Source organism: Enterobacter sp. MEB024 (genome assembly GCF_030209635.1).
Classification (GTDB): domain Bacteria; phylum Pseudomonadota; class Gammaproteobacteria; order Enterobacterales; family Enterobacteriaceae; genus Enterobacter; species Enterobacter ludwigii.
Map to the genome: position 1 here is coordinate 311,113 of NZ_JARVRQ010000005.1, position 26,284 is coordinate 337,396.

Here is a 26,284-nt window from a genome sequence, read left to right on the forward strand (position 1 = left end):
CTGTATAAAAATTGCGCAGTATGGGGTGTTCATTTATGATGCACTTCTTATCACGGACTGATGTACCCAAAGAAAGAGATGTTGGTGAGTCCAGCACGCAGTTTGTTAATGATGTAGCCGTGATAAAGAGGTCGTAATGCCAGGCAGCACCTTGTTCAAAGCGTTTGTTTTGTTTGTCGCCCTTTGGGCACCTTTCACTCAGGCAGGCTCCGGTTGGCAACCCATTCAGGAAACTATCCGTAAGAGCGAAAAAGATACCCGTCAGTATCAGGCTATTCGCCTTGATAACGGGATGACTGTGCTGCTGGTTTCCGATCCGCAGGCGGTAAAATCCCTGTCGGCACTGGTGGTGCCGGTTGGGTCGCTGGAAGATCCGGAAGCCCACCCTGGGCTTGCACACTATCTGGAACATATGACGCTTATGGGTTCCAAAAAATACCCACAGCCAGATAGCCTGTCCGAATTTCTCAAAATGCATGGCGGCAGCCACAACGCCAGCACGGCGCCGTACCGTACAGCCTTCTATCTCGAAGTTGAGAATGATGCGCTGGGAGGTGCAGTGGATCGTCTGGCGGATTCTATCGCGGCTCCCCTGCTGGATAAAAAATACGCTGACCGCGAACGCAATGCCGTTAATGCTGAACTGACCCTTGCCCGTACGCGAGACGGGATGCGCATGGCGCAGGTGAGTGCAGAAACCATTAACCCGGCGCACCCGGGATCGCGTTTTTCCGGTGGTAACCTGGAGACGCTGAGCGATAAACCGAACAGCCCGGTGCTGGATGCCCTGCATGCTTTTCGCGATAAATACTACTCCGCCAATCTGATGAAAGCGGTCATCTACAGCAACAAACCGTTGCCTGAGCTGGCAAGCATGGCGGCACAGACGTTTGGCCGGGTACCGAATAAAAATATCGACCTGCCGCAGATAAACGTTCCTGTGGTCACGGACGCGCAAAAAGGGATCGTTATCCACTACGTTCCTGCACTGCCGCGTAAAGTATTACGCGTTGAGTTCCGCATTGATAACAATACGGCGCAGTTTCGCAGCAAAACCGATGAACTGGTCACCTACCTGATTGGCAACCGTAGCCCGGGTACACTTTCTGACTGGCTGCAAAAACAAGGGCTGGTGGAAGGTATTCGTGCCGACTCCGATCCGGTTGTGAACGGCAACAGCGGCGTGCTGGCGATCTCCGCCACCCTGACTGACAAAGGTCTGGCTCACCGTGATGACGTCGTGGCGGCTATCTTCAGCTACCTCTCTTTGCTGCGCGATAAAGGCGTCGATAAACGTTACTTTGATGAACTGGCGCACGTGCTGGATCTCGATTTCCGTTATCCGTCCATTACCCGCGACATGGATTACGTTGAATGGCTGGCGGATACCATGATCCGTGTACCGGTGGAACATACCCTCGACGCGGTCAATATTGCCGACCAGTATGACGCCGACGCGGTAAAAGCCCGCCTGGCGATGATGACGCCGCAGAATGCCCGCGTCTGGTATATCAGCCCGAACGAACCGCATAACAAAATGGCCTATTTTGTCGATGCCCCTTATCAGGTGGATAAAATCAGTGACCAGACCTTCGCCGACTGGCAGAAAAAGGCCGGTGAGATCGCGCTTAAATTGCCGGAGCTGAACCCCTACATTCCGGATGATTTCTCGCTGATTAAAACCACGAAAGCCTATCCGCACCCGGAACTTATCGTTGATGAGCCGACGCTGCGCGTGGTGTATACGCCAAGCCGCTATTTCGCGAGTGAACCGAAAGCCGATGTGAGCGTGGTTCTGCGTAACCCAAAAGCAATGAACAGCGCTAAAAATCAGGTGATGTTTGCGCTCAATGACTATCTTGCCGGTATCGCACTCGATCAGCTTAGCAATCAGGCGGCCGTCGGCGGGATAAGCTTCTCGACCAACGCCAATAACGGTCTGATGGTCAATGCCAACGGCTACACCCAGCGTCTGCCGCAGCTGTTCCAGGCGTTACTGGAAGGCTATTTCAGTTATACCCCGACCGAAGAGCAACTTGAGCAGGCCAAATCCTGGTATGCGCAGATGATGGATTCTGCCGAGAAGGGTAAAGCGTATGACCTGGCGCTCATGCCGACGCAAATGCTTTCGCAAATTCCCTATTTCCAGCGCGAAGATCGCCGGGCGCTGCTGCCCTCTATCACCTTAAAAGATGTGCTGGCGTATCGTGATGCGCTGAAAACGAACACGCGTCCGGAGTTCCTTATCGTCGGAAACATGAGTGACGTACAGGCTAAAACACTGGCAGAAAATGTCCGTACGCAGCTTGGTTCGAAAGGCGACGAGTGGTGCCGCAACCAGGACGTACTGGTTGAGAAAAAACAGAATGTGATTTTTGAAAAGGCGGGTAACAGCACGGATTCTGCCCTGGCCGCTGTGTTTGTACCCACGGGTTATGATGAATTCACCAGTACCGCGCAGAGTGCGGTGCTGGGGCAGATTATTCAGCCGTGGTTCTACAACCAACTGCGTACAGAAGAGCAGCTTGGTTACGCGGTCTTTGCCTTCTCCATGAACGTAGGTCGCCAGTGGGGGCTGGGCTTCCTGCTGCAAAGCAGTGATAAACAGCCTGCTTATCTCTGGCAGCGTTATCAGGCATTCTTCCCACAGGCGGAAGCGAAGCTGCGGGCGATGAAGCCGGAGGAGTTTGCTCAGATTCAGCAGGCCGTCATCGCGCAGGTGATGCAACCGCCGCAGACGCTGGGTGAAGAAGCATCACAACTGAGCAAAGATTTTGATCGCGGTAATCTGAAATTTGATTCGCGTGATAAAGTAGTGGCCGAGATAAAACAGCTGACGCCGCAGAAGGTTGCTGATTTCTTCCACCAGGCGGTGGTTAAACCGCAGGGAATGGCGATTCTGTCGCAGGTTTCCGGTAGTCAGAACGGGAAAACGGACTACGTTAACCCGAAAGGCTGGACGATCTGGAAGAGCGTCAGCGCGCTGCAGCAATCTATGCCCTGGAGTAAGAAAGAATGACCGATACCGCTGAGCCCCTTAATCCCTTACGTTTACCTCTACAGGGTGAACGATTGATTGAAGCCTCAGCGGGAACGGGAAAAACCTTCACCATTGCCGCGCTCTATCTGCGTCTTCTGTTAGGGCTTGGTGGTAACGCCGCTTTTCCACGTCCGTTAAGCGTGGAAGAGCTGCTGGTGGTCACCTTCACCGAGGCCGCTACCGCTGAGCTGCGCGGTCGTATTCGTGCCAATATTCATGAGCTGCGCATCGCCTGCCTGCGCCAGACCACGGATAACCCTCTCTACGCCAGCCTTCTTGAAGAGATTGCAGATAAGCAACAGGCCGCCCAGTGGCTGCTGTTGGCGGAACGGCAGATGGACGAAGCGTCCGTTTTCACCATTCATGGTTTTTGTCAGCGCATGCTGAGCCTGAATGCGTTTGAATCCGGAATGCTGTTTGAACAGCAGCTCATTGAAGATGAATCAGTGCTTCGCTATCAGGCCTGTGCGGATTTCTGGCGTCGCCACTGCTACCCTTTATCGCGCGATATCGCTGAAGCGGTCCATGCGTTGTGGAAAGGTCCCGAAGAGCTTCTTCGCGCTATCGACCGTTATCTTCAGGGCGAAGCGCCGGTTATCAAATCTCCGCCACCTGCTGACGAAACGCTGGCTTCACGGCATGAAAAGATTGTCGGAAAAATTGCTGCGCTCAAGCAAAAATGGAATGAGTCTGTCGGTGAGATTGAGGCGATCATCGAAAACTCCGGGATTGACCGACGTAAATTTAACCGCGGCAACCAGGGTAAATGGATCGAGAAGATCAGCGCCTGGGCGCAGGAAGAGACGCGCGGTTATCAGCTTCCGGATGCACTGGAGAAATTCTCGCAGCGTTTTTTGATTGAGCGGACTAAAGCCGACGGCATTGTGCCTGAGCATCCTCTGTTTGTTGCGATTGAATCGCTGCTCGCTGAGCCACTCACGCTCAATGACCTGATGATCACCCGCGCCATGACGGAAATTCGCGAAGCCGTATCACGTGAGAAACGTCGCCGTGGCGAACTGGGTTTTGACGATATGCTGAGCCGCCTTGATGCGGCGCTGTGCAGTGAAAACGGCGAAGCCCTTGCCTGCGCGATCCGCACCCGCTTCCCGGTAGCGATGATTGACGAATTTCAGGATACGGACCCTCAGCAGTACCGTATTTTCCGCCGCATCTGGCGACAACAGCCCGACACCGCGCTGTTGCTAATCGGCGATCCGAAACAGGCCATTTACGCCTTCCGCGGTGCGGATATTTTCACCTACATGAAGGCCCGCAGTGAGGTAGAGGCGCACTATACGCTGGATACCAACTGGCGCTCTTCCCCGGGCATGGTGCAAAGCGTCAATGCGCTGTTTAGCCGCATGGATACGGCGTTTATGTTCCGTGAGATCCCCTTTCAGCCGGTAAAGTTTGCCGCAAAAAACAGCTCGCTGCGTTTCGAATTCAACGGGGTGACGCAGCCAGCCATGAACTTCTGGCTGCTTGACGGTGAAGGCTGTGGCGTCGCGGACTATCAAAATGCCATGGCCCAGCATTGTGCCGCGCAGATCCGTGACTGGCTCAGCGCTGGTGCGCGTGGCGAGGCGCTGTTGTGGAAGGAAAATGAGTCAGCCCCCGTGAAGGCGTCTGATATCACGGTGCTGGTGCGCAGTCGTCAGGAGGCGTCGCTGATCCGCGATGCGCTTACCCTGCTGAACATCCCGTCCGTGTACCTCTCAAACCGTGACAGCGTTTTTGAAACTCTGGAAGCACAGGAAATGCTGTGGCTGCTTCAGGCCGTGCTGTCCCCGGAGCGCGAAAGTACGCTTCGCAGCGCACTAGCCAGCGCAATGCTCGGTCTGAACGCCCGTGACATTGATGCACTCAATAATGACGAAGCCGCATGGGATGCGGTCGTCGAAGAGTTCGTTCACTACCGTGAGCGATGGCAGAAGCGCGGTGTGATGGCGATGGTGCGCGAGCTCATGGCGAAGCGACACCTTGCGGAGAATATGCTCGCGACAGCAGGCGGTGAACGCCGTCTGACCGACATTTTACATATCAGTGAGCTGTTGCAGGAGGCGGGCACGCAGCTTGAAAGCGAACATGCTCTGGTGCGCTGGCTGGCGCAACAGATTGCCGACCCAAACAGCAACGCCTCCAGCCAGCAGATGCGTCTTGAGAGTGATAAACATCTGGTACAGATCGTCACGATTCATAAGTCGAAAGGACTGGAGTATCCGCTGGTCTGGCTGCCGTTTATCGCCAATTACCGCGTGCAGGATCAGGCCTTTTACCACGATCGCGAATCGTTCGACGCGGTGCTCGATCTCAGTAAAGCGGAGTCCAGCGTTGAGCTGGCCGAGGCCGAACGTCTGGCGGAAGATTTACGCCTGCTCTACGTGGCATTGACCCGTTCGGTCTGGCACTGCAGCCTGGGCGTGGCGCCGCTGTTCCGCCGTCGTGGCGACAAGTCGGGGGAGAGCGATTTCCACCTGAGCGCGCTGGGGCGACTCATTCAGCTCGGCGAGCCCAAAGATGCTGCCGGATTGCGCCAGTGCATCGAGTCGCTGTGCGGCGAGCATGTTGCCCTGCACATTCCGTCGCCACCCGATAACAGCCGCTGGCAGATGCCGGACTGGCGGGAATCTGAACTGGAAGCCCGGCAGATTCTGCGCACCATTGCCGACGACTGGCGCGTTACCAGCTACTCCGGGTTACAGCAGCACGGGCAGAGCATTGCGCAGGACCTGATGCCAAAGCTGGATATTGATGCCGCCGGAGCCGGTAGCGTACCGGTTGAGCCTGCGCTTACGCCGCATCAATTTCCACGCGGCGCGTCACCGGGAACCTTTTTGCATAGCCTGTTTGAAGAGCTGGATTTTACCCAGCCTGTCTCTGACGAATGGGTCCTAAAGATGTTACAGAGTGGGGGCTATGATGCACAATGGCAGCCGGTCCTCACCGAGTGGATCCGCGCTATTCTGCACGCCCCGCTCACGGCAGAGGGCCTCTCTCTCAGCCAGTTGACCGCCAAAGATAAACAGGTGGAGATGGAGTTTTACCTTCCCATCGCCAGCCCGCTGCGGGCTGACGCGCTTGATGCGGTGATCCGCGAGTATGACCCGTTGTCTGCCGGTTGCCCGCCGCTGAACTTCCGCCAGGTGCAGGGGATGTTAAAAGGCTTTATCGACCTGGTTTTCCGTCACGAAGGGCGCTACTACCTGCTGGATTACAAATCAAACTGGCTGGGTGAGAACAGCGAAGCCTACACCCAGCAGGCGATGGCATCCGCCATGCAAATGCATCGCTACGATCTGCAGTACCAGCTCTACACTCTGGCGCTGCATCGTTATCTGCGCCATCGCATTGCTGACTACCGTTACGAAGAGCACTTTGGTGGGGTGATTTACCTTTTCCTGCGCGGTGTGGATGCGGCTGACCCGCGTTCAGGCATCGTTAGCACACGCCCGCATGCGGCACTGATCGAGAAAATGGATAACTTATTTGCAGCAAACACGGAGGAAGTGGCATGACGATGCAGGAATTGTTGCTGGAAGCGGTAGAACAGCGACTACTGCGCCACCTGGACGTACAGTTCGCCATGATGGTGTCAGGTGATGAGCCTGCCGTGATGCTCGCCGCTGCCATCCTGAGTAAAGACGCAGGGGAAGGGCACGTTTGCCTGCCGCTTTCGCGTCTGGCGATGGATGAGAAAATGCCCGCGGCCCTGCAGTCCTGCTTTGCTCTGCTGGGAGAATCCGTGGACTGGCCGACGGTGTTGCACCGTTCGCCTGCCGTCAGCGCAGCCGATAGCCAGACACCCATGATCCTGACGGGCGATCGTTTGTATCTCAACCGACTGTGGCGTAATGAACTGGCGGTCGCGCGTTTTTTCAGCGAGACCAATGCGCCTCTTCCCTGCGATGAAGCCCAACTGCGGCAAACGCTGGATACCTTGTTTACCTCTGTTGAGGCGACAGACTGGCAGAAAGTGGCGGCGGCCGTGGCCTTAACACGGCGGATCTCCGTCATCTCTGGCGGCCCGGGAACCGGTAAAACCACCACCGTGGCCAAACTGCTTGCCGCCCTGATTCAGTTATCAGGTGAGCAAAAGTGCCGTATTCGTCTGGCGGCCCCTACCGGCAAAGCGGCGGCGCGCCTGACCGAGTCGTTAGGTGGTGCGCTGCAGAAGTTGCCACTCACCGGGGAGCAGCTTGCCCTTTTCCCAAACGAAGCCAGCACGCTGCACCGGCTGCTGGGTGCTCAGCCGGGAAGCCAGCGTCTGCGTTATCATGCCGGTAACCCGTTGCACCTGGATGTGCTGGTGGTGGATGAGGCGTCAATGATCGACCTGACGATGATGGCGCGGTTGATTGATGCTCTGCCAGCGCACGCCCGCGTCATTTTCCTGGGCGATCGCGACCAGCTTGCCTCGGTGGAAGCCGGGGCGGTGCTGGGAGATATCTGCACTTATGCAAGCCTGGGATATACCGCTGAACGCGCTGAGGAGCTGTCCCGTCTGACCGGCTGTTCGCTCGCCAGTGAAAACCATTCCCTGGCGGGGGCGCTGCGCGACAGCCTGTGCCTGCTGCAAAAAAGCTACCGTTTCGGCAGCGACTCGGGCATCGGTCAGCTGGCTTCGGCTGTGAACAGAGGCGACCGGCACACGACCTGTGCGGTATTTGACGGTCAATTCACCGATATCGAGAAAAAATCGCTGCAAACCGGGGAAGAGTATCAGGCGATGCTTGATGACGCCCTGCAGGGGTATCAGCATTTTCTGACGGGTGTACAACAGCAATGCACGCCGGCACAGGCGCTCGCCGCCTTTGGGGAGTATCAGCTACTGTGCGCACTGAGGGAAGGGCCATTTGGCGTAAGCGGTCTGAACGACAGGTTCGAACAGCTGCTGGGCCAGAAACGCAAAATCCACCGCACCCCGCACTCGCGCTGGTATGAGGGACGCCCGGTGATGATCGCCCGCAACGATAGCGCGCTGGGCTTGTTTAACGGGGATATCGGGATTGCCCTCGATCGTGGACTGGGGCTGCGCGTCTGGTTCCAGATGCCGGATGGAAGCGTGAAGTCCGTTCAGCCCAGCCGTCTGCCTGAACATGAAACGGCCTGGGCAATGACGGTGCATAAGTCTCAGGGCTCCGAGTTCAACCATGCGGCGCTGATCCTGCCGACACAGCTTTCGCCCGTCATTACCCGCGAACTGATTTATACCGCTATTACGCGCGCGCGTCAGCGCCTGTCGCTGTATGCCGATGAACGTGTGCTGCTACAGGCGATTGCCACCCGCACGGAACGTCGAAGCGGCCTGAGCGCGATATTTGAATCCCTTTAAGCGATAGCCCCCACCGGGTGGTGAGGGCTTCGTATTATCCCAGATCGGCCATCAGCACTTTTGACCGGCGCTGATAGTTGTACATCTCTTTCTTACTCTCCGGCAGTGATTCAATGTCCACCGGTGTAAATCCGCGCTCCTGGAACCAGTGAATGCTGCGCGTAGTCAGCACGAACAGCTTGTTCAGCCCCATCTGACGCGCCTGAGCCGCCACGCGCTCAAGCAGCATTTCACCCCGTGAAGAGCTCCGGTAGTCAGGATGCACTGCCACGCAGGCCATTTCTCCGATCTGCTCTTCCGGGAACGGGTAGAGAGCGGCGCAGGCAATGGTCAGGTTATCGCGCTGAATAATGGTGAATTTGTCGATCTCCATCTCCAGCTGTTCGCGGGAGCGCCGAACCAGAATGCCCTGCTGTTCAAGTGGGCGAATCAGCTCCAGAATTCCGCCGATATCATTGATGGTGGCGCGACGGATCTGCTCCGCGCTCTCCATCACAATCTGGGTGCCGATACCATCGCGGGAGAACAGTTCCTGCAGCAGGGCACCGTCTTCCTGATAGCTGATCAGGTGGCTACGGCGTACGCCGCTGCGGCAGGCCTTCACGGCACCGCGCAAAAAACGCACGGTACCCGAGTGGTAATCCCCTTCGGCTTCCAGCGCTTCCACGCGAGCCTGGGCCTCGTTCGGGAAGAGCTCTGGCACAATCACCCCTTCATCATTCACGACGCCCTGGGAAGAGCAAAACCCAATCATTTTCTCCGCCTTCAGCTTGATGGCCAACTGAGTGGCAATCTCTTCTGAGGTGAGGTTAAAGCTTTCACCGGTCACGGACACTGCCACAGGCCCCATCAGCACGATGGCACCGCTGTCCAGCTGGCGGTGAATGGCCTCTTCATCGATACGACGAATACGTCCGCTATGGCAATAGTCCACGCCATCGTCCACGCCGAGAGGCTGAGCGATGATAAAATTGCCGCTCACAACGTTGATGTGCGCGCCCTGCAGCGGTGTGTTGTTAAGGCTCATCGACAGGCGAGCGGTGATATCCAGCTGCAGCAGACCCGCCGCCTGTTTCACCAGCTCAAGGGTTTTCGCATCCGTGACGCGGGTATGTTTATGGTAAATCGGCTCGTGGTGATGCGCGGCCAGGTTGGCATCAATCTGCGGGCGCGCGCCATACACCACAACCAGGCGGATCCCGAGGCTGTGCAGCAGGCCAATGTCATTGACGATGCTGGAAAAGTTTTCATGCTCAATGGCTTCGCCGCCGAGCATGATGACAAACGTTTTTCCCCGATGGGCGTTGATATAGGGAACAGAATGGCGGAATCCCTGGACCAGTTCGGTTCTACGTTCCTTCACCATGACACAACCCTTAATGAATGTTTATTCGTAATTTCTGTATTTTTATTCGATTGTGGCCGTGTGTGCAAGCCTAAATTTTCTGCGACCCACAGAAATTGATAAGTAATCCGTGCGTTAGCGTATGAATGTTTACCCTTTTATAGATGACAGTTTATGCGTCATTCGTTAAAGTTTTCGGTCAATTTAGCGATTTTGTAAATCAATCACTTTTCTTGCTCGGGAGAAGCATGTCGGGATCCAATTCAGCAATAAGCCGCCGCCGGTTGTTAAAAGGGGCAGGGGCGATGTGGTTGCTTAGCGTCAGCCAGGTGGGTCTTGCCGCCACCAGTCAGGTGGTGGCGGTGCGTGTCTGGCCGTCGTCGACCTATACACGCGTCACGGTAGAATCCAATCGGGTGCTGAAATATAAGCAATTTGCTCTCAGCAATCCTGAGCGTGTGGTGGTGGATCTCGAAGGTGTTAACCTCAACTCTGTGCTTAAGGGAATGGCGGCGCAGATCCGCGGCGACGATCCGTTTATCAAATCGGCGCGCGTGGGTCAGTTTGATCCGCAAACCGTGCGCATGGTGTTTGAGCTCAAGCAAAACGTTAAACCGCAGCTGTTTGCCCTGGCACCTGTTGCGACGTTCAAAGAGCGTCTGGTCATGGATCTCTATCCGGCGAATGCGACGGATATTCAGGATCCGCTGCTGGCATTACTGGAAGACTACAACCAGGGCAACCTGGAGAAGCAGGTGCCACCGGCCCAGAGCGGTCCGCAGCCCGGAAAAGCAGGGCGCGATCGCCCGATTGTGATCATGCTTGATCCTGGTCATGGCGGCGAAGACTCGGGCGCAGTGGGGAAATATCGTACCCGGGAAAAAGATGTGGTGCTGCAAATCGCCCGCCGGCTGAAGGCGCTGATCGATAAAGAAGGCAATATGCGCGCCTATATGACGCGAAACGAAGATGTCTTTATTCCACTGAAAGTCCGCGTGGCGAAAGCCCAGAAGCAGCGTGCAGACTTGTTCGTCTCGATCCATGCCGATGCGTTTACCAGCCGCCAGCCGAGCGGTTCGTCGGTGTTTGCGCTCTCGACTAAAGGGGCAACCAGCACCGCCGCAAGATTCCTGGCTGACTCTCAGAACGCCTCGGATCTGATCGGCGGCGTGAGCAAAAGTGGCGACCGCTATGTCGACCACACCATGTTTGATATGGTGCAGTCGCTGACCATCACCGACAGCCTGAAATTTGGTAAAGCGGTGCTGGGCAAGCTAGGCAATGTTAATAAGCTGCACAAAAACAGCGTTGAACAGGCCGGGTTCGCGGTGCTGAAGGCCCCGGATATTCCGTCGATTCTGGTCGAGACCGCGTTTATCAGTAACGTGGAAGAGGAGCGTAAGCTCAGGACGGCAAAATTCCAGCAGGAAGTGGCAGAGTCGATTCTGGCAGGGATCCGGGCGTATTTCTCAGATGGGGCGACGCTGGCAAGGCTTGGGTAGTTGAGTGCGCCGGGTTAACGCCCGGCAGTTTCACACACCGCAGATACAAAAAAACACCCTGAAGGGTGTTTATTGTTTTTAGAAGTGTTGGTTGCGGGGGCCGGATTTGAACCGACGACCTTCGGGTTATGAGCCCGACGAGCTACCAGGCTGCTCCACCCCGCGTCCGTCTTTCTACTCTTGTAGAAGATACTTCTTCAAATTTGATTGGTTGCGGGGGCCGGATTTGAACCGACGACCTTCGGGTTATGAGCCCGACGAGCTACCAGGCTGCTCCACCCCGCGTCCGTCTTCCTACTGTCGTAGAAGATACTTCATCAAATTTTAATTGGTTGCGGGGGCCGGATTTGAACCGACGACCTTCGGGTTATGAGCCCGACGAGCTACCAGGCTGCTCCACCCCGCGTCCGTGGAAGCGCACTATACTCGGTTAGGTTTGTGATGCAACCCCTTTTTCACATAAATCATTAACTTTGTATGTAAATTGAACGGCGTTGCGATATTTGGACTATTTTTTGCTCAGAATTTGCCAAAGGGCATGTGATTCCGTTTCTTTAGAACAGTGGGTTTGTTATCTTCATCACGCGGTAATGGGCAACTTAAAGACGAGATATAATGAAAGGACGTTGGGCGAAGTATCTAATGACAGGGGCAATGGTAGCCATTCTTGCGGCCTGCTCTTCTAAACCGACCGATCGCGGTCAACAGTATAAAGACGGGAAGCTATCCCAGCCTTTCTCTTTAGTTAATCAACCTGATGCCGTTGGCGCACCGATCAACGCCGGAGACTTTTCCGAGCAGGTTTACCAGATCCGCAACGCGTCGCCACGTCTGTATGGCTCACAGAGCAGCGTTTATAACGCGGTACAGGACTGGCTGCGCGCGGGCGGTGATACGCGCAATATGCGCCAGTTTGGTATCGACGCCTGGCAGATGGAAGGGGCGGACAACTATGGCAACGTCCAGTTTACCGGCTACTACACCCCGGTTATCCAGGCGCGACACACGCGTCAGGGCGAGTTCCAGTATCCCATTTACCGAATGCCGCCTAAACGCGGTCGTCTGCCGTCCCGCGCTGAGATCTACTCCGGTGCGCTGAGCGAAAACTACGTTCTGGCCTACAGCAACTCGCTGATGGACAACTTCATCATGGATGTTCAGGGCAGCGGCTATATCGACTTTGGCGATGGCTCCCCCCTGAACTTCTTCAGTTATTCCGGTAAAAACGGTCATGCCTATCGCAGCATTGGTAAAGTGCTGATCGACAGAGGCGAAGTGAAAAAAGAAGACATGTCGATGCAGGCGATCCGCGAGTGGGGTGAAAAACACAGCGAAGCCGAAGTGCGTGAGCTGCTGGAACAGAACCCGTCGTTTGTCTTCTTTAAACCGCAAAACTTTGCGCCAGTGAAAGGGGCGAGTGCCGTTCCACTGATTGGCCGCGCCTCGGTAGCTTCGGATCGTTCTATTATTCCTGCGGGCACCACGCTGCTGGCGGAAGTGCCTCTACTGGATAACAACGGCAAATTTAACGGTCAGTACGAGCTACGTCTGATGGTCGCGCTGGATGTCGGCGGTGCGATTAAAGGTCAGCACTTCGATATTTATCAGGGCATTGGCCCGGATGCGGGGCACCGTGCAGGCTGGTATAACCACTATGGGCGCGTATGGGTGCTCAAGGCAGCCCCTGGCAGCGGTAACGTATTCAGCGGCTGATTGTGGTATTCTGAGTCGTACTGAATTAACAGAGAAGGGTGAGGAATAACCTCACCCTTTTGACATCTGAGGTTTTATGTCTGTAGTAATCAGCGATGCCTGGCGTCAGCGTTTTGGCGGCACGGCACGTCTATATGGTGAAAAAGCCCTGCAGCTGTTTGCGGATGCGCATGTCTGCGTCGTGGGGATTGGCGGTGTTGGCTCCTGGGCGGCGGAAGCGCTGGCGAGAACCGGCATTGGCGCGATCACGCTGATTGATATGGATGACGTTTGCGTCACCAACACCAACCGTCAAATCCATGCCCTGCGCGATAACGTCGGGCTGGCGAAATCTGAGGTGATGGCGGAGCGTATTCGCCTGATTAACCCGGAATGCCGCGTGACGGTGATCGATGACTTTGTGACGGCAGATAACGTCGCCGAATACATGAGTAAAGGCTACAGCTATGTCATCGACGCGATCGACAGCGTGCGTCCAAAAGCGGCGTTGATTGCCTACTGTCGGCGTTACAAGGTTCCTCTGGTTACCACCGGGGGGGCTGGCGGGCAAATCGATCCCACGCAGATTCAGGTGGCCGATTTGGCAAAGACGATTCAGGACCCGCTGGCGGCCAAGCTGCGCGAGCGCTTAAAAAGCGATTTTAACGTCGTGAAAAACAGTAAAGGCAAGCTGGGCGTTGACTGTGTCTTTTCGACTGAAGCCTTAGTCTACCCGCAGGCTGACGGTTCGGTGTGTGCGATGAAAAGCACGGCGGAAGGGCCAAAAAGGATGGATTGTGCCTCAGGCTTTGGCGCGGCCACTATGGTGACCGCCTCTTTCGGCTTTGTAGCCGTCTCTCACGCCCTGAAGAAAATGATGGCGAAGGCGGAACGTCAGGCCTGAGCCTGACGCGCGGCATCCTGTACCGCCTCACTGAGTGCGACCAGGCCCTGACCGCGCGAGGCGCTGAGCTGCGCCCGTAGCCCCAGCTCATCGAACAATGCCAGCGGCGAGTACGTCAGCAGCTCCGCCGCGCTTTTCCCTTCCACGGCGGTTAACAGTACCGCCAGCAGCCCGCGAACGATACGTCCTTCGCTGTCGCCAAAGAAATGCAGTTTTTCACCGGATACCGTGCATCCCAGCCAGACGCGGTTCTCGCAGCCGGAAATCTCTTTCGCCTGCGCTTTGCGTTCGTCTGACAGCGCCGGCAACTGCTTGCCGAGCAGGATCAGCTGGCGATATTTGTCTTCCCATTGCAACAGCGGGGCGAAAGTCTGTTTTAAGGTCTCTTCTGTGATGACCGTGCCAAACGGATGTTCGGCTAACGCTGAACTCGTCATTAATCCACCAGTATTTCAAGGGCGCGGTCAACGGCATCAACCAGCGCATCCACATCGCTTTGCGTATTATACGGCGCAAACGACGCACGCAGCGTACCGCTAACACCCAGCGCGGCCAGTAATGGTTGCGCGCAGTGCTGGCCGGCACGCAGGGCAATGCCATACCCGGCAAGCAGCGTAACCATATCGCTATGATGAACGCCGGCAAAATCAAAGGCCAGCAGGCTTGAGTCCTGCACGCGGAACGATCGAAAACCCGGACGTTTCTGCAGCGCTTCTTCTGCAAGCGTCGCCAGACCCCGGCTCCAGCGTTCTGCCTGAGCGATATCCGTTTCAGCCAGCCATTCAAGCGCGGCACTCAGGCCGATGACGCCTGCGACGTTCGGCGTTCCGGCTTCCAGACGGTAAGGGACATCCTGAGTTTTAAAGCCCTCAAAGGTCACTTCGGTGATCATTTTGCCTCCCCCAAGCCACGGCGTCATTTGCGCCAGCAGGGCCGGTTTTCCGTACAGCACCCCGATCCCGGTTGGGCCGTACAGCTTATGTCCTGAGAAGGCATAAAAATCAATACCCAGCTTTTGTACATCAGCGGGGAAATGCACCACGCCCTGGGCTCCGTCGACCATCACCACCATGTCGTTGGCGTGGGCCACGTCGATAGCCAGAGCCAGATCCGGGCAACCCCCTGTGACGTTCGACATTTGTCCGAGAGCCAGAATGCGGCTGCGGGGGGTAATGAACTCAGATAAGCGCGCTACGTCTGGCAGAAGATCTGCACCCAGCGGCAGTTTCACAATGCGCGCGCCCGTTTGCTCAGCCACCATCAGCCACGGAACCAGGTTGGCGTGGTGTTCTGCCTCGCTGACAATAATTTCATCACCGGGCTTAAGCCGCGGGCGCGCATAGCACTGGGCTACCATGTTAATGGCTTCAGTTGTGCCTCGCGTCCAGACGATGTTTTTCCCGCTTTCGGCGTTGATCAGGCGTGCGACCTGATCGCGTGCGGCTTCATAGCGCGCGGTTAATCGCTGTGCTTCGGCAAACTGGCTACGGTGCACGTTCCCGGCGCTCAGGCTGTAGAACTGCTGCGTCGCCTCAATGACTGCCTGAGGCTTAAGGGCGGTGGCAGCGCTATCAAGGTAAATATCGGCATCGGCCAGCGCCGGGAACTGTGCGCGAAACTGCGCGGGACTGAAAGCGTTCATGGAATTCCTCATCTCAATAGTGAGATCGTCGCGCAATTTCATCGGCAGGGCAAGGAGGTTGATATCTATCAGATTTGTCTGCTAATCCTCACTTATCCTGGCGACTCTGAAAAAGCAGGTTATGCTAAATAAGGTTAGGTGAATGTTTAAGCCTGTTATAAATCGATGTTTGAATAGCATTAATTGCTAAAGGAGAATAAGCATGAAAAAGACAGCCGCCATTATCTCTGCCTGTGCGTTGACCTTTGCCCTGAGCGCCTGTTCCGGTAACAACTACGTAATGCATACTAACGATGGCCGTTCTATCGTCTCTGAAGGGAAACCGACAACCGATAACGACACCGGTATGATTTCGTATAAAGATGCGAACGGGAACAAGCAGCAGATTAATCGCACTGACGTGAAGGAAATGAAAGAAATCGAGCATTAATCGATCGCAGGCGAAAAAAAAGCACCGCAAATTGGCGGTGCTACATTAATCACTATGGACAGACAGGGTAAATGTACAGGAAGTGAAAAATTGGTAGCGTTGCTACCGTGGTCTGAATCGCAGACCAATTGCAAACACAACAACACAACATCACAACCGTAAGCCAAAAGCCCTTCAGAACACGCATTCCGAAAAAAGCTCTTCGTTCCGGCTCAGGAAGTGCCGCCACTATAGGTATTTGCTGGTAGTTCCTCAACGGACAAATTATAATGGCTCAGATAAAAAAAACTAATAGGTTAAACATTGTTTCCTGTTTGTTAAATCTCGTTAACATCTAAGCCAGATAACCATGTCGAAGCGATTGCCACCCCTAAATGCATTACGTGTTTTTGATGCAGCAGCACGTCACCTGAGTTTCACGCGCGCAGCCGATGAGCTTTTTGTGACACAGGCCGCAGTAAGTCACCAAATCAAGTCTCTGGAGGATTTCCTGGGCCTTAAGCTGTTCCGTCGGCGCAACCGTTCGTTACTGTTGACCGAAGAGGGGCAGAGCTATTTTCAGGATATTAAAGAGATTTTTTCCCAGCTCACGGAAGCCACGCGCAAGCTGCAGGCCCGCAGTGCAAAAGGCGCGCTGACGGTAAGTTTATTACCCAGTTTTGCCATTCAGTGGCTGGTGCCAAGACTCACAAGCTTTAACTCAGCTTATCCGGGAATCGACGTTCGAATCCAGGCGGTGGACCGTCAGGAAGACAAGCTGGCCGATGATGTGGACGTCGCCATTTTTTATGGCCGCGGTAACTGGCCTGGCTTGCGTGTCGAAAAATTATACGCAGAATATCTGCTGCCGGTCTGTTCACCGCTGCTCTTAACGGGCGAAAAGGCGCTGAAGACCCCCGCTGACCTGGCGCGACATACGCTTTTACATGATGCTTCTCGCCGTGACTGGCAAACTTATACCCGTCAATTAGGTCTTAATCATATAAACGTGCAGCAGGGCCCCATTTTTAGCCACAGCGCAATGGTGTTACAGGCTGCCATTCACGGGCAAGGCGTGGCGTTGGCAAATAACGTCATGGCGCAGTCCGAAATTGAGGCAGGCCGTCTGGTTTGTCCATTTAATGATGTGCTGGTCAGCAAGAACGCGTTTTATCTGGTTTGTCATGACAGTCAGGCAGAACTGGGTAAAATAGCCGCTTTCCGACAGTGGATTCTGGCGAAAGCGGCGAGTGAGCAAGAAAAATTCCGCTTCAGGTATGAACAGTAACTTTTGTGTGCCGGGCACGCATCACTTTAGGATTTAAACATGACCAGCCGATTCATGCTGATTTTTGCCGCGGTGAGTGGCTTTATTTTTGTTGCACTGGGCGCCTTTGGCGCACATGTATTAAGCAAGTCGTTGGGGGCGGTAGAAATGGGCTGGATCCAGACCGGCCTTGAATACCAGGCATTCCACACGCTGGCGATTTTTGGGCTGGCGGTGGCAATGCAGCGCCGCATCAGCATCTGGTTTTACTGGAGCAGCGTATTCCTGGCGTTAGGCACCGTGTTGTTCAGCGGTAGTCTGTACTGCCTGGCGCTTTCGCATTTACGCCTGTGGGCGTTTGTTACACCTGTCGGCGGCGTCAGCTTCCTGGCAGGTTGGGTATTAATGTTTATCGGAGCCATCCGTCTGAAACGCAAGGGCGTTGTTCATGAATAAGGTTGTTTTATATTGTCGCCCGGGGTTTGAGAAAGAGTGCGCCGCGGAAATTACTGATAAAGCGGCGAAGCGCGAAGTCTTTGGCTTTGCACGCGTTAAAGATAATGCCGGCTACGTCGTATTCGAGTGCTATCAGCCTGAGGATGCGGATAAACTGGCGCGTGAGCTGCCGTTCAGCTCACTGATCTTCGCTCGCCAGATGTTTGTCGCCGGTGAACTGCTAAAAGATCTTCCGCCGGAAGACCGCATCACGCCGGTTGTGGGTATGCTGCAGGGCGTCGTGGAAAAGGGTGGCGAGCTGCGTGTTGAAGTCGCGGACACCAACGAAAGCAAAGAGCTGATGAAGTTCTGCCGTAAGTTCACCGTACCGCTGCGCGCTGCACTGCGTGACGCAGGCGTGCTGACAAACTACGAAACACCAAAACGTCCGGTGGTGCATATATTCTTTATCGCCCCCGGCTGCTGCTATACGGGTTACTCCTACACCAATAACAATTCTCCCTTCTTCATGGGCATTCCGCGGCTGAAATTCCCTTCAGATGCGCCAAGCCGTTCGACCCTGAAGCTGGAAGAGGCGTTCCACGTGTTTATCCCGGCGGATGAGTGGGATGAGCGTCTGGCGAACGGCATGTACGCGGTCGATCTCGGCGCGTGTCCGGGCGGCTGGACCTATCAACTGGTGAAACGCAACATGTGGGTCTCTTCGGTTGATAACGGCCCGATGGCCCAGAGCCTGATGGATACCGGACAGGTCACCTGGCTGCGTGAAGATGGTTTCCGCTATCGTCCCACCCGCAACAACATCTCCTGGATGGTGTGCGATATGGTTGAGAAGCCGGCAAAAGTGGCCGCGCTGATGGCCTCCTGGCTGGTGAACGGCTGGTGCCGTGAGACTATCTTTAACCTCAAGCTGCCGATGAAAAAGCGCTATGAGGAAGTCTCGCAAAACCTGGCCTATATCCAGGCGCAAATGGATGAGCACGGCATTAACGTGGAGATTCAGGCGCGCCAGCTGTATCACGACCGCGAAGAAGTGACGGTGCATATTCGTCGCTGGTGGGCTGCTGTCGGCGGACGTCGCGACGAGCGATAATACGCGTTACATTGCCCGGTGGCGTTTTGCTTGCCGGGCGATTCATCTGAAAACGATTTAACGTTCTAAGCGCAACTGCTGCAAGTTCCCGTCCAGCTGTAAATCCGTCTGTAACGTCGCCACATCCCGGCAGATAAAGGCCATCTCTTTATGCGCCTCCAGCTTTTTGCGCCATTTTTCCGGGACCTCGTCCAGCCTGGCGTAAATCCCTTCCAGACTCTGAAAATCCGTCAGCAGTTGGGCGGCACTCTTCGGCCCGATGCCTGCCACTCCCGGAACCTTCGAGCTACTTATTCCGGCCAGCCCCCAGTAGTCAGGAAGTTGTTCCGGCGAGACGCCAAACTCACTGGCGATAAAGGGGGTATCAAGCCAGCGCTTCTGGAAGTAATCGCGGATGCGGACGGTGGGCGAAAGCAGCTGGCAGTAGCCTTTATCGGTTGAGACGATGGTGGCCTGATGTCCGGCGCTCGCGACCTTGACGGCTAACGTGGCGGCCAGATCATCGGCTTCATTGCCATAGGCTCCCCAGCAGGGAACGCCGCGCTGTTCAAAGGCGGCGCGAATGGCCGGCATTTCGGCATGCAGATCGTCAGGCATTGGTGCGCGCCCGGCCTTATAGTCGGGAAGGCGCTGGTGTCGCCAGCCGCTGTTACGCGCTTCGTCATCAAAAACGGCAACCACATGGGTCGGTTCGCTATGGCGGATAAGTTGCTCCAGCGCGTGCAGACACGTGTCCTTACAGGGCGTACCTTGCACCGCATGGATCCGGCGAATGAGGTTGAGCGCATCGACGATAAGCAAATGAACAGCCACAGACAATCTCCCTTCTGTTTAATGGGGGAAGGGTAACATTGTCAGCGGTGGGAAACTATGTGCGGTGGGGAAAACAGGAAGAAGCCTCGCAAAACGAGGCTTCCTGAAAGGCTTAATCGCAGGTCACGATCTTCATCGCCAGGCCGCCGCGAGATGTTTCGCGGTATTTGGCGTTCATATCTTTACCTGTTTCGTACATGGTTTCGATAACTTTATCGAGGCAAACGCGCGGTTCACTGGTACGACGCAGCGCCATACGTGCGGCGTTGACCGCCTTCACGGAGGCGATGGCGTTACGCTCGATGCAAGGCACCTGTACCTGTCCGGCAACCGGGTCGCAGGTCAAGCCCAGGTTATGTTCCATGCCGATTTCAGCCGCAATACAGACCTGTGTCGGGCTTGCGCCCAGCAGTTCTGCCAGACCCGCCGCAGCCATGGAGCAGGCGACGCCAACTTCACCCTGACAGCCTACTTCTGCACCGGAAATGGAGGCGTTCATCTTGTACAGTGAACCAATCGCACTGGCGACCAGCAGGTAGCGTGCCAGCGAGTTGGCGTTCACTTCGCGGATAAACTTGTCGTAGTACGCCAGTACTGCCGGAACGATACCGCAGGCGCCGTTAGTCGGTGCTGTCACCACGCGGCCACCCGCAGCGTTCTCTTCGTTTACCGCCAGCGCGAACATATTGATCCAGTCAACGACCGCCATAGGGTCCGTGGTCGTTTTGTCGGTGCTCACGAGCATACGACGCAGCGCTGCCGCACGGCGTGGTACGCGAAGCTTACCGGGCAGAACGCCTTCGGTAGTGATCCCACGTTCGATACCGCCGCGCATGACTTCCCAGACGTTGGTGAAGTGCTGTTCCAGTTCCGCTTTGCTGTGCAAGGCCAGCTCGTTTTTCATCATCAGGCCGGAAAGGGAGAGACCCGTTTCCTGGCAGTGACGCTGAAGATCCGCCGCGGTTTTGTACGGATAAGGCACGTCAACGGAGGATGTGCTGGTTTCACCAAAGTGGTCTTCGTCGACGATAAACCCGCCGCCGATAGAGTAGTAAGTCTGGCTGTATACCGCTTTGTCACCTGCCAGCGCGGTAATACGCATTCCGTTTTCGTGCAGTGACAGGTTGTCAGCATGGAAATTCATGCAATGATCAACCGGGAATTCCACTTCATGTTCGCCATTTGCCAGCAGCAGGCGACCGTGGGTATTGACGTCCTGGATGAAACCAGGGATCGCATCAATATCAACGGTATCCGGCAGGTTTCCTGCCAGGCCCATGATAATGGCGATATCAGTATGGTGGCCCTTACCTGTCAGGGAGAGAGAGCCGTACACATCGACAACCACGCGGGTTACGTCGTGCAAAATGCCGCGCGCAATCAAGTCATCCGTGAACTGCTTACCGGCTTTCATTGGTCCGACGGTGTGAGAGCTGGAAGGACCAATACCGATTTTGAAAATATCGAATACGCTAATCATGATGCGTCCATTGCTTTCAGTCAGAGGGGGAGGAGTGCGCCGTCCTGAGACGGCGCGGGTGATAATCAGAACATGGTGTACAGGGAGTAGAAGATTGCGGAGATAGCGATAAGCCCCATGATAACCACGAAGATATTGCTAATCTGACCGCTGTACTTGCGCATTGCAGGTACTTTCTGAATCGCGTACATCGGCATCAGGAACAGAATCATCGCGATAACCGGGCCGCCCAGGGTTTCAATCATGCCCAGGATGCTTGGGTTCAGCGTGGCAACTGCCCAGGTGGTGACCAGCATGAACAGCGCGGTCATCTTGTTCAGTTTGTTGACTTCAATGCTCTTGCCTTTACCGCGCAGAGATTTAATCACCATACCGTTGAAGCCTTCACGTGCGCCCAGGTAGTGGCCGAGGAAGGATTTGGTAATGGCGATGATCGCGATGATAGGTGCCATCCACGCGATGACCGGTGCGTTAAAGTGGTTCGCCAGGTAAGACAGAATGGTGATGTTCTGCTCTTTCGCTGCCGCCAGATCCGCCGGGGAGAGGCTCAGTACACAGCTGAAGACGAAGAACATAACGGTCAGCACCATCATGATGTGTGCACGCGCCAGGATGCTGGAGCACTTCTTCTCTGCACCGTCGCCGTACTCTTCACGCTTCGCCACTGCGAAGGAGGAGATGATCGGTGAGTGGTTAAAGGAGAATACCATCACCGGGATCGCCAGCCACAGGGTCATCAGCAGGCCGTTACCGGTTGCAGATGCGCTGCTCAGGGAGAGCGTTTCCAGCGCGGCACCGTGCCACTGTGGAATCAGATACAGCGCCAGTACCATCAGTGCAGCCACAAACGGGAACACCAGGATGCTCATCGCTTTCACGATCATCTGCTCACCGAAACGGACAATGGTCATCATGCCCACAATCAGGATCAGAGACAGAATGGCACGCGGTGGTGGCGTCATGTGCAGCTGGTGCAGCATGAAGCTTTCAACGGTGTTAGTGATTGCAACGCTGTAAACCAGCAAAATGGGGTAAATCGCGAAGAAGTAGAGCAGGGTAATCAGTTTACCTGCGCCCACGCCAAAATGTTCTTCAACGACTTCAGTAATGTCTTCGCCAGGATTTTTACCGGACAGCACGAAGCGGGTCAGGCCGCGGTGCGCAAAGTAGGTCATCGGGAAGGCAATGATAGCCATGATGATCAGCGGAATCAGACCGCCGACGCCTGCGTTAATAGGAAGGAATAATACACCAGCGCCGATAGCTGTGCCGTAAAGGCCAAGCATCCACATGGTATCTGATTTGCGCCAACCACTTCGGGATTCAATCGAAGCAACGGTGCTGGTTTGAGTGGTTTCCATCTGTATCTCCTGGAGGAAGCAAATTGTCAGGTTTGTAGTCAAATCCGATGAAAAAGTGCCTGACGGTAATATGAAATTCGTTCAGTGACGGTTTTTTAATAATTTTCGCCCGTAACTATTGGCGGGCGGAAAGATACATTCTCGTTATGAATCTATCAGTGATCCCGATCCCAATTGCAATAATCCACTTTTGATGTGGGCATCTTTAGACCATTTATCTATTAAAAAAACATCGGATAGGATTTACGGGCGCGAAGGCTACCATCAACAACATGTGAGCTAAAAGAGAACCTGCGAAGATAGGTGTCTTACGCTGTAAAGAAATGGGTTTTTAGGATTTTCTGGCAGGTAATTTAGTTTAAGGCTGATAATTTACGGTTGTAAAAACGAGGTAATCGTTTGCGTGGCGTCAGAGTTTGTAAAAGGTATAAGCAATATCTATGAGTGGTTTCGGTAATAAAAAAAGCCGGGCCCCACAGCATCGTGACCCGGCTTTTATCAGGAGAGTGAAAATGTTACGTGCAGATTTCGTAGCAAGGAATGTACGCCGACCCGGGTAGCTTCATGCGGTGCTGGGCAACAAAGCCCTGCAGCATGTCATCCATGCGGCGCATCATTTCGCGATCGCCATGGATCTTATACGGACCATACTTCTCGATAGCACGGATACCCATCTCTTTCACGTTACCCGCCACGATGCCGGAGAAGGCGCGTCGCAGGTCGGCAGCCAGGACTTCTACCGGCTGGTCCGGGTACAGTTTCAGGTTGGCCATGTTTTCGTGCGAGGGTTCGAACGGGATCTGCAGGTCCGGCGCGATGCGGATTGACCAGTTAAAGCTGTAGGCATCTCCGGTGTCGCGACGGTTCTCTTTAACCAGCGGCATCGCTTTTTTCATCTGACGCGCCACTTCTGCCGCATCGTCAATGATGATGCGATAGTGACGACGCGCGGTTTCACCCAGCGTATGCACGATAAACTCGTCCAGTACGCGGAAGTAGTCAGCGCTCTCTTTCGGCCCGGTCAGGATCAACGGCAGAACCTGATCTTTGTTAGCCGGGTTCATCAGAATACCCAGCAGGTAGAGCAGCTCTTCTGCGGTTCCCACGCCGCCCGGGAAGATGATTATCCCGTGGGCGATACGGACAAACGCCTCAAGGCGCTTCTCGATATCCGGCATAATAATCAGTTCGTTAACCAGCGGGTTAGGTGGCTCAGCGGCGATGATCGACGGCTCGGTCATGCCGATAAAGCGCCCTTCTTTGTAACGCTGCTGAGCGTGTCCCACTGCCGCGCCTTTCATCGGCGCTTCCATCGCCCCGGGACCACAGCCGGTACAGATATTCAGCTCACGCAGGCCGAGCTGGTTTCCTACCCGACGGGCATAGAGATATTCGGTTTCGTTAATCGAGTGACCACCCCAGCAGACGACCATATTAGGGGCTTCGCCCACGTGCAGGGCGCGGGCGTTACGTAAAATGGAGAACACCAGATTGGTGATATGTACCGAGCTTTCCAGGTCGAGATGCTGGAAGCGGCCTGCGTTGTGGATCTGCCCGTTAACAAACAGGATGTCACGCAGCACGGCAAACAGGTTGGCCTGAAGGGAGCGAATGATGCGCCCGTCCACAAAGGCCTCTTCCGGCGGGTTGATCACTTCAAGTTTCACGCCACGCTCGCGGCGCAGCACGTTGATATCAAAGCTTTCGAAGCGGGACAGCAGCTCTTTACTGTTGTCGGTCAGGCTTCCGGAGTTCAGTACGGCAAGTGAACAGTTACGAAACAATTGATAAAGATCGCTGCTGGCCGTGCGTTTAAGCATGTCCACTTCCAGCTGCGACAACATATCCATTGAGCCAAGAGGGCTAATATGTGTAATCAAGTGAGCTCCTTACGGGACGATTATCGTCTTTCCCTGTTGATTACAATAGCCCTGGCTTACGACGTTTCACAACCTAAAGCGCGGAATAGACCGCGCATATTGCGAAAATATTTAGGTTACTGGCGTACAAGACGGCCGGTGGCAGGCACAAAGTCCGTGTTGGTGCGCCATGGATTGATATCCAGACCACCACGGCGGGTGTAGCGCGCATAAACGCTTAACGTTTCGGGATGACAGAAACGCTGAATATCATTAAAGATGCGCTCCACGCACTGCTCGTGGAATTCGTTGTGATGGCGGAACGACACCAGGTAGCGCAGCAGTTTTTCCCGGTCAATCTTCGGACCGCGATACTGGATCTGCACGGAGCCCCAGTCCGGCTGATGGGTGATCAGGCAGTTGGATTTCAGTAAATGACTTACCAGCGTCTCTTCAACGGTCTTTCCGCTTGCCGCATTTTCGAGGTAATCGGTACTGAATTCGTAATTATCCACTGCGATATCCTGATCATCGATGCAGGTGCCGTTGAAGTGGGCAACAGGCTGCCCTTCCAGCTCATTCAGACGATAGAGTGACACGCTCACCTTGCCCTGTGCGCAGGCGCTTAAATCCCGCTCCAGGGTATGCTGAACTTCTTCCTGACTGTCGAATTTGGTCTGGTTAAAGCTGTTGAGATAGAGCTTAAAGCTTTTGGATTCCACCAGGTTCTGGCTGGCATAATCCAGTTCAACATGGCCCACTGCGACCTGCGGCAGACCGCGGGCGTTGAGCCAGGAAAGCTCGTAGAGCGTCCAGATATCACCGCCAACAAACGGCAGCGCGTCAGCGCGCAGGCCCAGAGGATCGCGATTCAGACTGCGCGGTACGCCCTGCAGCAGGCTTGCATCGTAGGTGTCGCGGTAATCGGTCGATTTACCCAGCGTTAAGCCCGTTAACGCCTGATGATTTTCGTAAGACATGTTTCATAGCCACTTTACAGGTACACTTATGGGCTGAGTTTATCCTGTCTTACAAGAAGAGAGAAATCGGTGGACATCGAAACTGCAAATGCCCTCACTGCCTTCACGACCCGCTATTGCGATGCATGGCATGAAACGCACGGCACATGGCCGCAAAGCACTGACTTATATGGTGTACCTTCGCCATGTATTATCTCTTCTCCGGATGATTACGTTATCTGGCAACCGCAACCCCCGACGGGTGAGCAAAATGTAAATGCGGTTGAACGGGCAATGGACATTGTGGTACAACCAGCGGTTCACGCGTTTTATACCACGCAATTTGCAGGGGATATGCCTGCGCGATTTGCTGGTATCACGCTGACGCTGTTGCAGACCTGGAGTGAAGACGATCTGCAGCGTGTTCAGGAAAACCTGATTGGTCATCTGGTCACGCAAAAACGCCTTAAGCTTTCTCCGACGCTCTTTATTGCCACGCTGGACAGTGAACTGGACGTTATCTCAGTCTGCAACCTGTCTGGTGAAGTGGTTAAAGAGACCATCGGTACCCGCAATCGCGAGACTCTCGCCCCCTCACTTGCGGAATTCCTCACCCGACTTGAGCCACTTCTGTAATCCACGATGCTATCGCGCGTGTGAGAGATCTCTTACAGAGTTGTGAGAGATCGCTGGATCATTCAGTATTGCCTTATTTAATTAAGATTAACATTACTCTATTTTTCAATATGTTAATGAGCTATCGCCGCGTCCAGGGGGGCACGGCACGGCTTACAGCGCTGCCAGCATGGGTTGTAAGACGAAGCAGAATAGCGGATTCTAGTTGTGTCGACAGGATGCCGACACGAGAAACGAACATCAGGATGATGGCGTTTCTCACCAGGAACACGTCAGGATGACGCTGCAGGAAGGCTTCAGGATGAAGCAAAAGGATCGCGCAGGATGCGTAAGGGACACCTCCAGGAAGGGAGAATGAGAGCCGGTCAGGATGGTCGGTGGGTCAGGATGGCCAGGACGTTTCAGGATGAAACAAACACATCAGGACGATGTGAGCAGGATGCACAAGGTGAAGGATGACCAGGCCTTCGGGCTTCAGGAAAAGTTGTCAC

19 protein-coding genes and 3 tRNA genes are annotated in these 26,284 nt (G+C 54.9%); 11 read left to right on the forward strand and 11 right to left on the reverse strand.

Translation table 11 applies throughout. The features are described 5' to 3' along the window. Positions 1-136: 136 nt before the first annotated feature. From ptrA to recD, 3 genes are read left to right on the forward strand one after another with little or no spacing between them, the layout of a single operon-like run. Entirely contained in the window at positions 137-3,019 is a 2,883-nt protein-coding gene (gene ptrA, locus QRN24_RS11100; protein WP_020883783.1) for a pitrilysin, read from the forward strand. After that, entirely contained in the window at positions 3,016-6,558 is a 3,543-nt protein-coding gene (gene recB / locus QRN24_RS11105; RefSeq protein WP_284942710.1) for an exodeoxyribonuclease V subunit beta, read from the forward strand. Before ptrA ends, recB begins: the two co-directional genes overlap by 4 nt. After that, positions 6,555-8,375 (forward strand): exodeoxyribonuclease V subunit alpha, encoded by a 1,821-nt coding sequence (gene recD, locus QRN24_RS11110; protein WP_032680375.1) that lies wholly within the window; start codon positions 6,555-6,557, stop codon positions 8,373-8,375. Before recB ends, recD begins: the two co-directional genes overlap by 4 nt. A 34-nt stretch (positions 8,376-8,409) precedes the next feature. Here the strand turns inward: recD and argA are convergent, their stop codons facing one another. Further along, complete coding sequence (gene argA / locus QRN24_RS11115; protein ID WP_020883786.1) at positions 8,410-9,741, reverse strand: amino-acid N-acetyltransferase; 1,332 nt, start codon at positions 9,739-9,741, stop codon at positions 8,410-8,412. Between the two features lie 227 nt (positions 9,742-9,968). Here argA and amiC point away from each other — a divergent pair, with 227 nt between their 5' ends. Then, positions 9,969-11,222: an N-acetylmuramoyl-L-alanine amidase AmiC gene (gene amiC, locus QRN24_RS11120; protein WP_020883787.1), complete on the forward strand. Its 1,254-nt coding sequence runs from the start codon at positions 9,969-9,971 to the stop codon at positions 11,220-11,222. 88 nt (positions 11,223-11,310) lie between these two features. Here amiC and QRN24_RS11125 read toward each other — a convergent pair. From QRN24_RS11125 to QRN24_RS11135, 3 genes are all read right to left on the reverse strand, one after another. Beyond that, positions 11,311-11,387 (reverse strand) — tRNA-Met (locus QRN24_RS11125). A 43-nt stretch (positions 11,388-11,430) separates the two neighbouring features. Next, positions 11,431-11,507 (reverse strand) — tRNA-Met (locus QRN24_RS11130). Positions 11,508-11,551: 44 nt separating this feature from the next. Next, a tRNA-Met gene (locus QRN24_RS11135) sits at positions 11,552-11,628 on the reverse strand. A 209-nt stretch (positions 11,629-11,837) separates the two neighbouring features. Here QRN24_RS11135 and mltA point away from each other — a divergent pair. After that, complete coding sequence (mltA, locus tag QRN24_RS11140) at positions 11,838-12,935, forward strand: murein transglycosylase A (RefSeq protein WP_025203349.1); 1,098 nt, start codon at positions 11,838-11,840, stop codon at positions 12,933-12,935. 76 nt (positions 12,936-13,011) lie between these two features. Further along, positions 13,012-13,818 (forward strand): tRNA cyclic N6-threonylcarbamoyladenosine(37) synthase TcdA, encoded by an 807-nt coding sequence (tcdA, locus tag QRN24_RS11145; RefSeq protein WP_006811804.1) that lies wholly within the window; start codon positions 13,012-13,014, stop codon positions 13,816-13,818. On the opposite strand, the gene csdE is transcribed toward tcdA, so the two are convergent. Both csdE and csdA read right to left on the reverse strand, forming a co-directional pair. Continuing rightward, the gene (csdE, locus tag QRN24_RS11150) at positions 13,809-14,255 is read right to left on the reverse strand and encodes a cysteine desulfurase sulfur acceptor subunit CsdE (RefSeq protein WP_284942711.1); all 447 of its coding nucleotides are present in this window, start codon (positions 14,253-14,255) and stop codon (positions 13,809-13,811) included. The genes tcdA and csdE overlap by 10 nt on opposite strands. Then, positions 14,255-15,460: a cysteine desulfurase CsdA gene (csdA, locus tag QRN24_RS11155; protein ID WP_284942712.1), complete on the reverse strand. Its 1,206-nt coding sequence runs from the start codon at positions 15,458-15,460 to the stop codon at positions 14,255-14,257. The genes csdE and csdA overlap by 1 nt, the downstream gene beginning before the upstream one ends. 202 nt (positions 15,461-15,662) lie before the next feature. Here csdA and QRN24_RS11160 point away from each other — a divergent pair, with 202 nt between their 5' ends. From QRN24_RS11160 to rlmM, 4 genes are all read left to right on the forward strand, one after another. Beyond that, on the forward strand, positions 15,663-15,890 hold the full coding sequence (locus QRN24_RS11160) for a YgdI/YgdR family lipoprotein (protein ID WP_003862759.1): 228 nt from the start codon (positions 15,663-15,665) through the stop codon (positions 15,888-15,890). Between the two features lie 349 nt (positions 15,891-16,239). Next, positions 16,240-17,157 carry a glycine cleavage system transcriptional regulator GcvA gene (gene gcvA / locus QRN24_RS11165; protein ID WP_014171433.1) on the forward strand — a complete coding sequence of 306 codons (918 nt, stop codon included), beginning with the start codon at positions 16,240-16,242 and terminating at the stop codon, positions 17,155-17,157. A 39-nt stretch (positions 17,158-17,196) separates the two neighbouring features. Next, positions 17,197-17,592: a DUF423 domain-containing protein gene (locus QRN24_RS11170; RefSeq protein ID WP_008499646.1), complete on the forward strand. Its 396-nt coding sequence runs from the start codon at positions 17,197-17,199 to the stop codon at positions 17,590-17,592. Further along, the gene (gene rlmM / locus QRN24_RS11175; RefSeq protein ID WP_025203351.1) at positions 17,585-18,685 is read left to right on the forward strand and encodes a 23S rRNA (cytidine(2498)-2'-O)-methyltransferase RlmM; all 1,101 of its coding nucleotides are present in this window, start codon (positions 17,585-17,587) and stop codon (positions 18,683-18,685) included. Before QRN24_RS11170 ends, rlmM begins: the two co-directional genes overlap by 8 nt. Positions 18,686-18,742: 57 nt before the next feature. On the opposite strand, the gene xni is transcribed toward rlmM, so the two are convergent. The 5 genes from xni to queF form a co-directional block, all read right to left on the reverse strand. Then, complete coding sequence (gene xni, locus QRN24_RS11180; RefSeq protein WP_284942713.1) at positions 18,743-19,498, reverse strand: flap endonuclease Xni; 756 nt, start codon at positions 19,496-19,498, stop codon at positions 18,743-18,745. A 112-nt stretch (positions 19,499-19,610) separates the two neighbouring features. Next, positions 19,611-20,978, reverse strand: coding sequence for an L-serine ammonia-lyase (locus tag QRN24_RS11185; protein WP_032680378.1), 1,368 nt, complete (start codon positions 20,976-20,978; stop codon positions 19,611-19,613). A gap of 65 nt (positions 20,979-21,043) precedes the next feature. Next, positions 21,044-22,339, reverse strand: a complete 1,296-nt coding sequence (locus tag QRN24_RS11190) for an HAAAP family serine/threonine permease (protein WP_020883794.1) — start codon at positions 22,337-22,339, stop codon at positions 21,044-21,046. A 515-nt stretch (positions 22,340-22,854) separates the two neighbouring features. Continuing rightward, on the reverse strand, positions 22,855-24,219 hold the full coding sequence (gene ppnN, locus QRN24_RS11195; protein WP_014171428.1) for a nucleotide 5'-monophosphate nucleosidase PpnN: 1,365 nt from the start codon (positions 24,217-24,219) through the stop codon (positions 22,855-22,857). A 116-nt stretch (positions 24,220-24,335) separates the two neighbouring features. Beyond that, positions 24,336-25,178 carry an NADPH-dependent 7-cyano-7-deazaguanine reductase QueF gene (gene queF / locus QRN24_RS11200; protein ID WP_020883795.1) on the reverse strand — a complete coding sequence of 281 codons (843 nt, stop codon included), beginning with the start codon at positions 25,176-25,178 and terminating at the stop codon, positions 24,336-24,338. A gap of 69 nt (positions 25,179-25,247) precedes the next feature. On the opposite strand from queF, the gene syd reads away from it, so the two are divergent. Then, on the forward strand, positions 25,248-25,793 hold the full coding sequence (gene syd, locus QRN24_RS11205) for a SecY-interacting protein (RefSeq protein WP_032678878.1): 546 nt from the start codon (positions 25,248-25,250) through the stop codon (positions 25,791-25,793). The last annotated feature ends 491 nt before the right edge of the window (positions 25,794-26,284 follow it).

Bases quoted from the DNA above. Each gene is read 5' to 3' on its own strand.
- QRN24_RS11185 (WP_032680378.1), bottom strand. From the start codon at position 20,978: ATGATTAGCGTATTCGATATTTTCAAAATCGGTATTGGTCCTTCCAGC.
- mltA (WP_025203349.1), top strand. From the start codon at position 11,838: ATGAAAGGACGTTGGGCGAAGTATCTAATGACAGGGGCAATGGTAGCC.
- QRN24_RS11170 (WP_008499646.1), top strand. From the start codon at position 17,197: ATGACCAGCCGATTCATGCTGATTTTTGCCGCGGTGAGTGGCTTTATT.
- tcdA (WP_006811804.1), top strand. From the start codon at position 13,012: ATGTCTGTAGTAATCAGCGATGCCTGGCGTCAGCGTTTTGGCGGCACG.
- QRN24_RS11160 (WP_003862759.1), top strand. From the start codon at position 15,663: ATGAAAAAGACAGCCGCCATTATCTCTGCCTGTGCGTTGACCTTTGCC.
- QRN24_RS11190 (WP_020883794.1), bottom strand. From the start codon at position 22,339: ATGGAAACCACTCAAACCAGCACCGTTGCTTCGATTGAATCCCGAAGT.
- ptrA (WP_020883783.1), top strand. From the start codon at position 137: ATGCCAGGCAGCACCTTGTTCAAAGCGTTTGTTTTGTTTGTCGCCCTT.
- rlmM (WP_025203351.1), top strand. From the start codon at position 17,585: ATGAATAAGGTTGTTTTATATTGTCGCCCGGGGTTTGAGAAAGAGTGC.
- amiC (WP_020883787.1), top strand. From the start codon at position 9,969: ATGTCGGGATCCAATTCAGCAATAAGCCGCCGCCGGTTGTTAAAAGGG.
- queF (WP_020883795.1), bottom strand. From the start codon at position 25,178: ATGTCTTACGAAAATCATCAGGCGTTAACGGGCTTAACGCTGGGTAAA.
- csdA (WP_284942712.1), bottom strand. From the start codon at position 15,460: ATGAACGCTTTCAGTCCCGCGCAGTTTCGCGCACAGTTCCCGGCGCTG.
- recD (WP_032680375.1), top strand. From the start codon at position 6,555: ATGACGATGCAGGAATTGTTGCTGGAAGCGGTAGAACAGCGACTACTG.
- gcvA (WP_014171433.1), top strand. From the start codon at position 16,240: ATGTCGAAGCGATTGCCACCCCTAAATGCATTACGTGTTTTTGATGCA.
- argA (WP_020883786.1), bottom strand. From the start codon at position 9,741: ATGGTGAAGGAACGTAGAACCGAACTGGTCCAGGGATTCCGCCATTCT.
- recB (WP_284942710.1), top strand. From the start codon at position 3,016: ATGACCGATACCGCTGAGCCCCTTAATCCCTTACGTTTACCTCTACAG.
- csdE (WP_284942711.1), bottom strand. From the start codon at position 14,255: ATGACGAGTTCAGCGTTAGCCGAACATCCGTTTGGCACGGTCATCACA.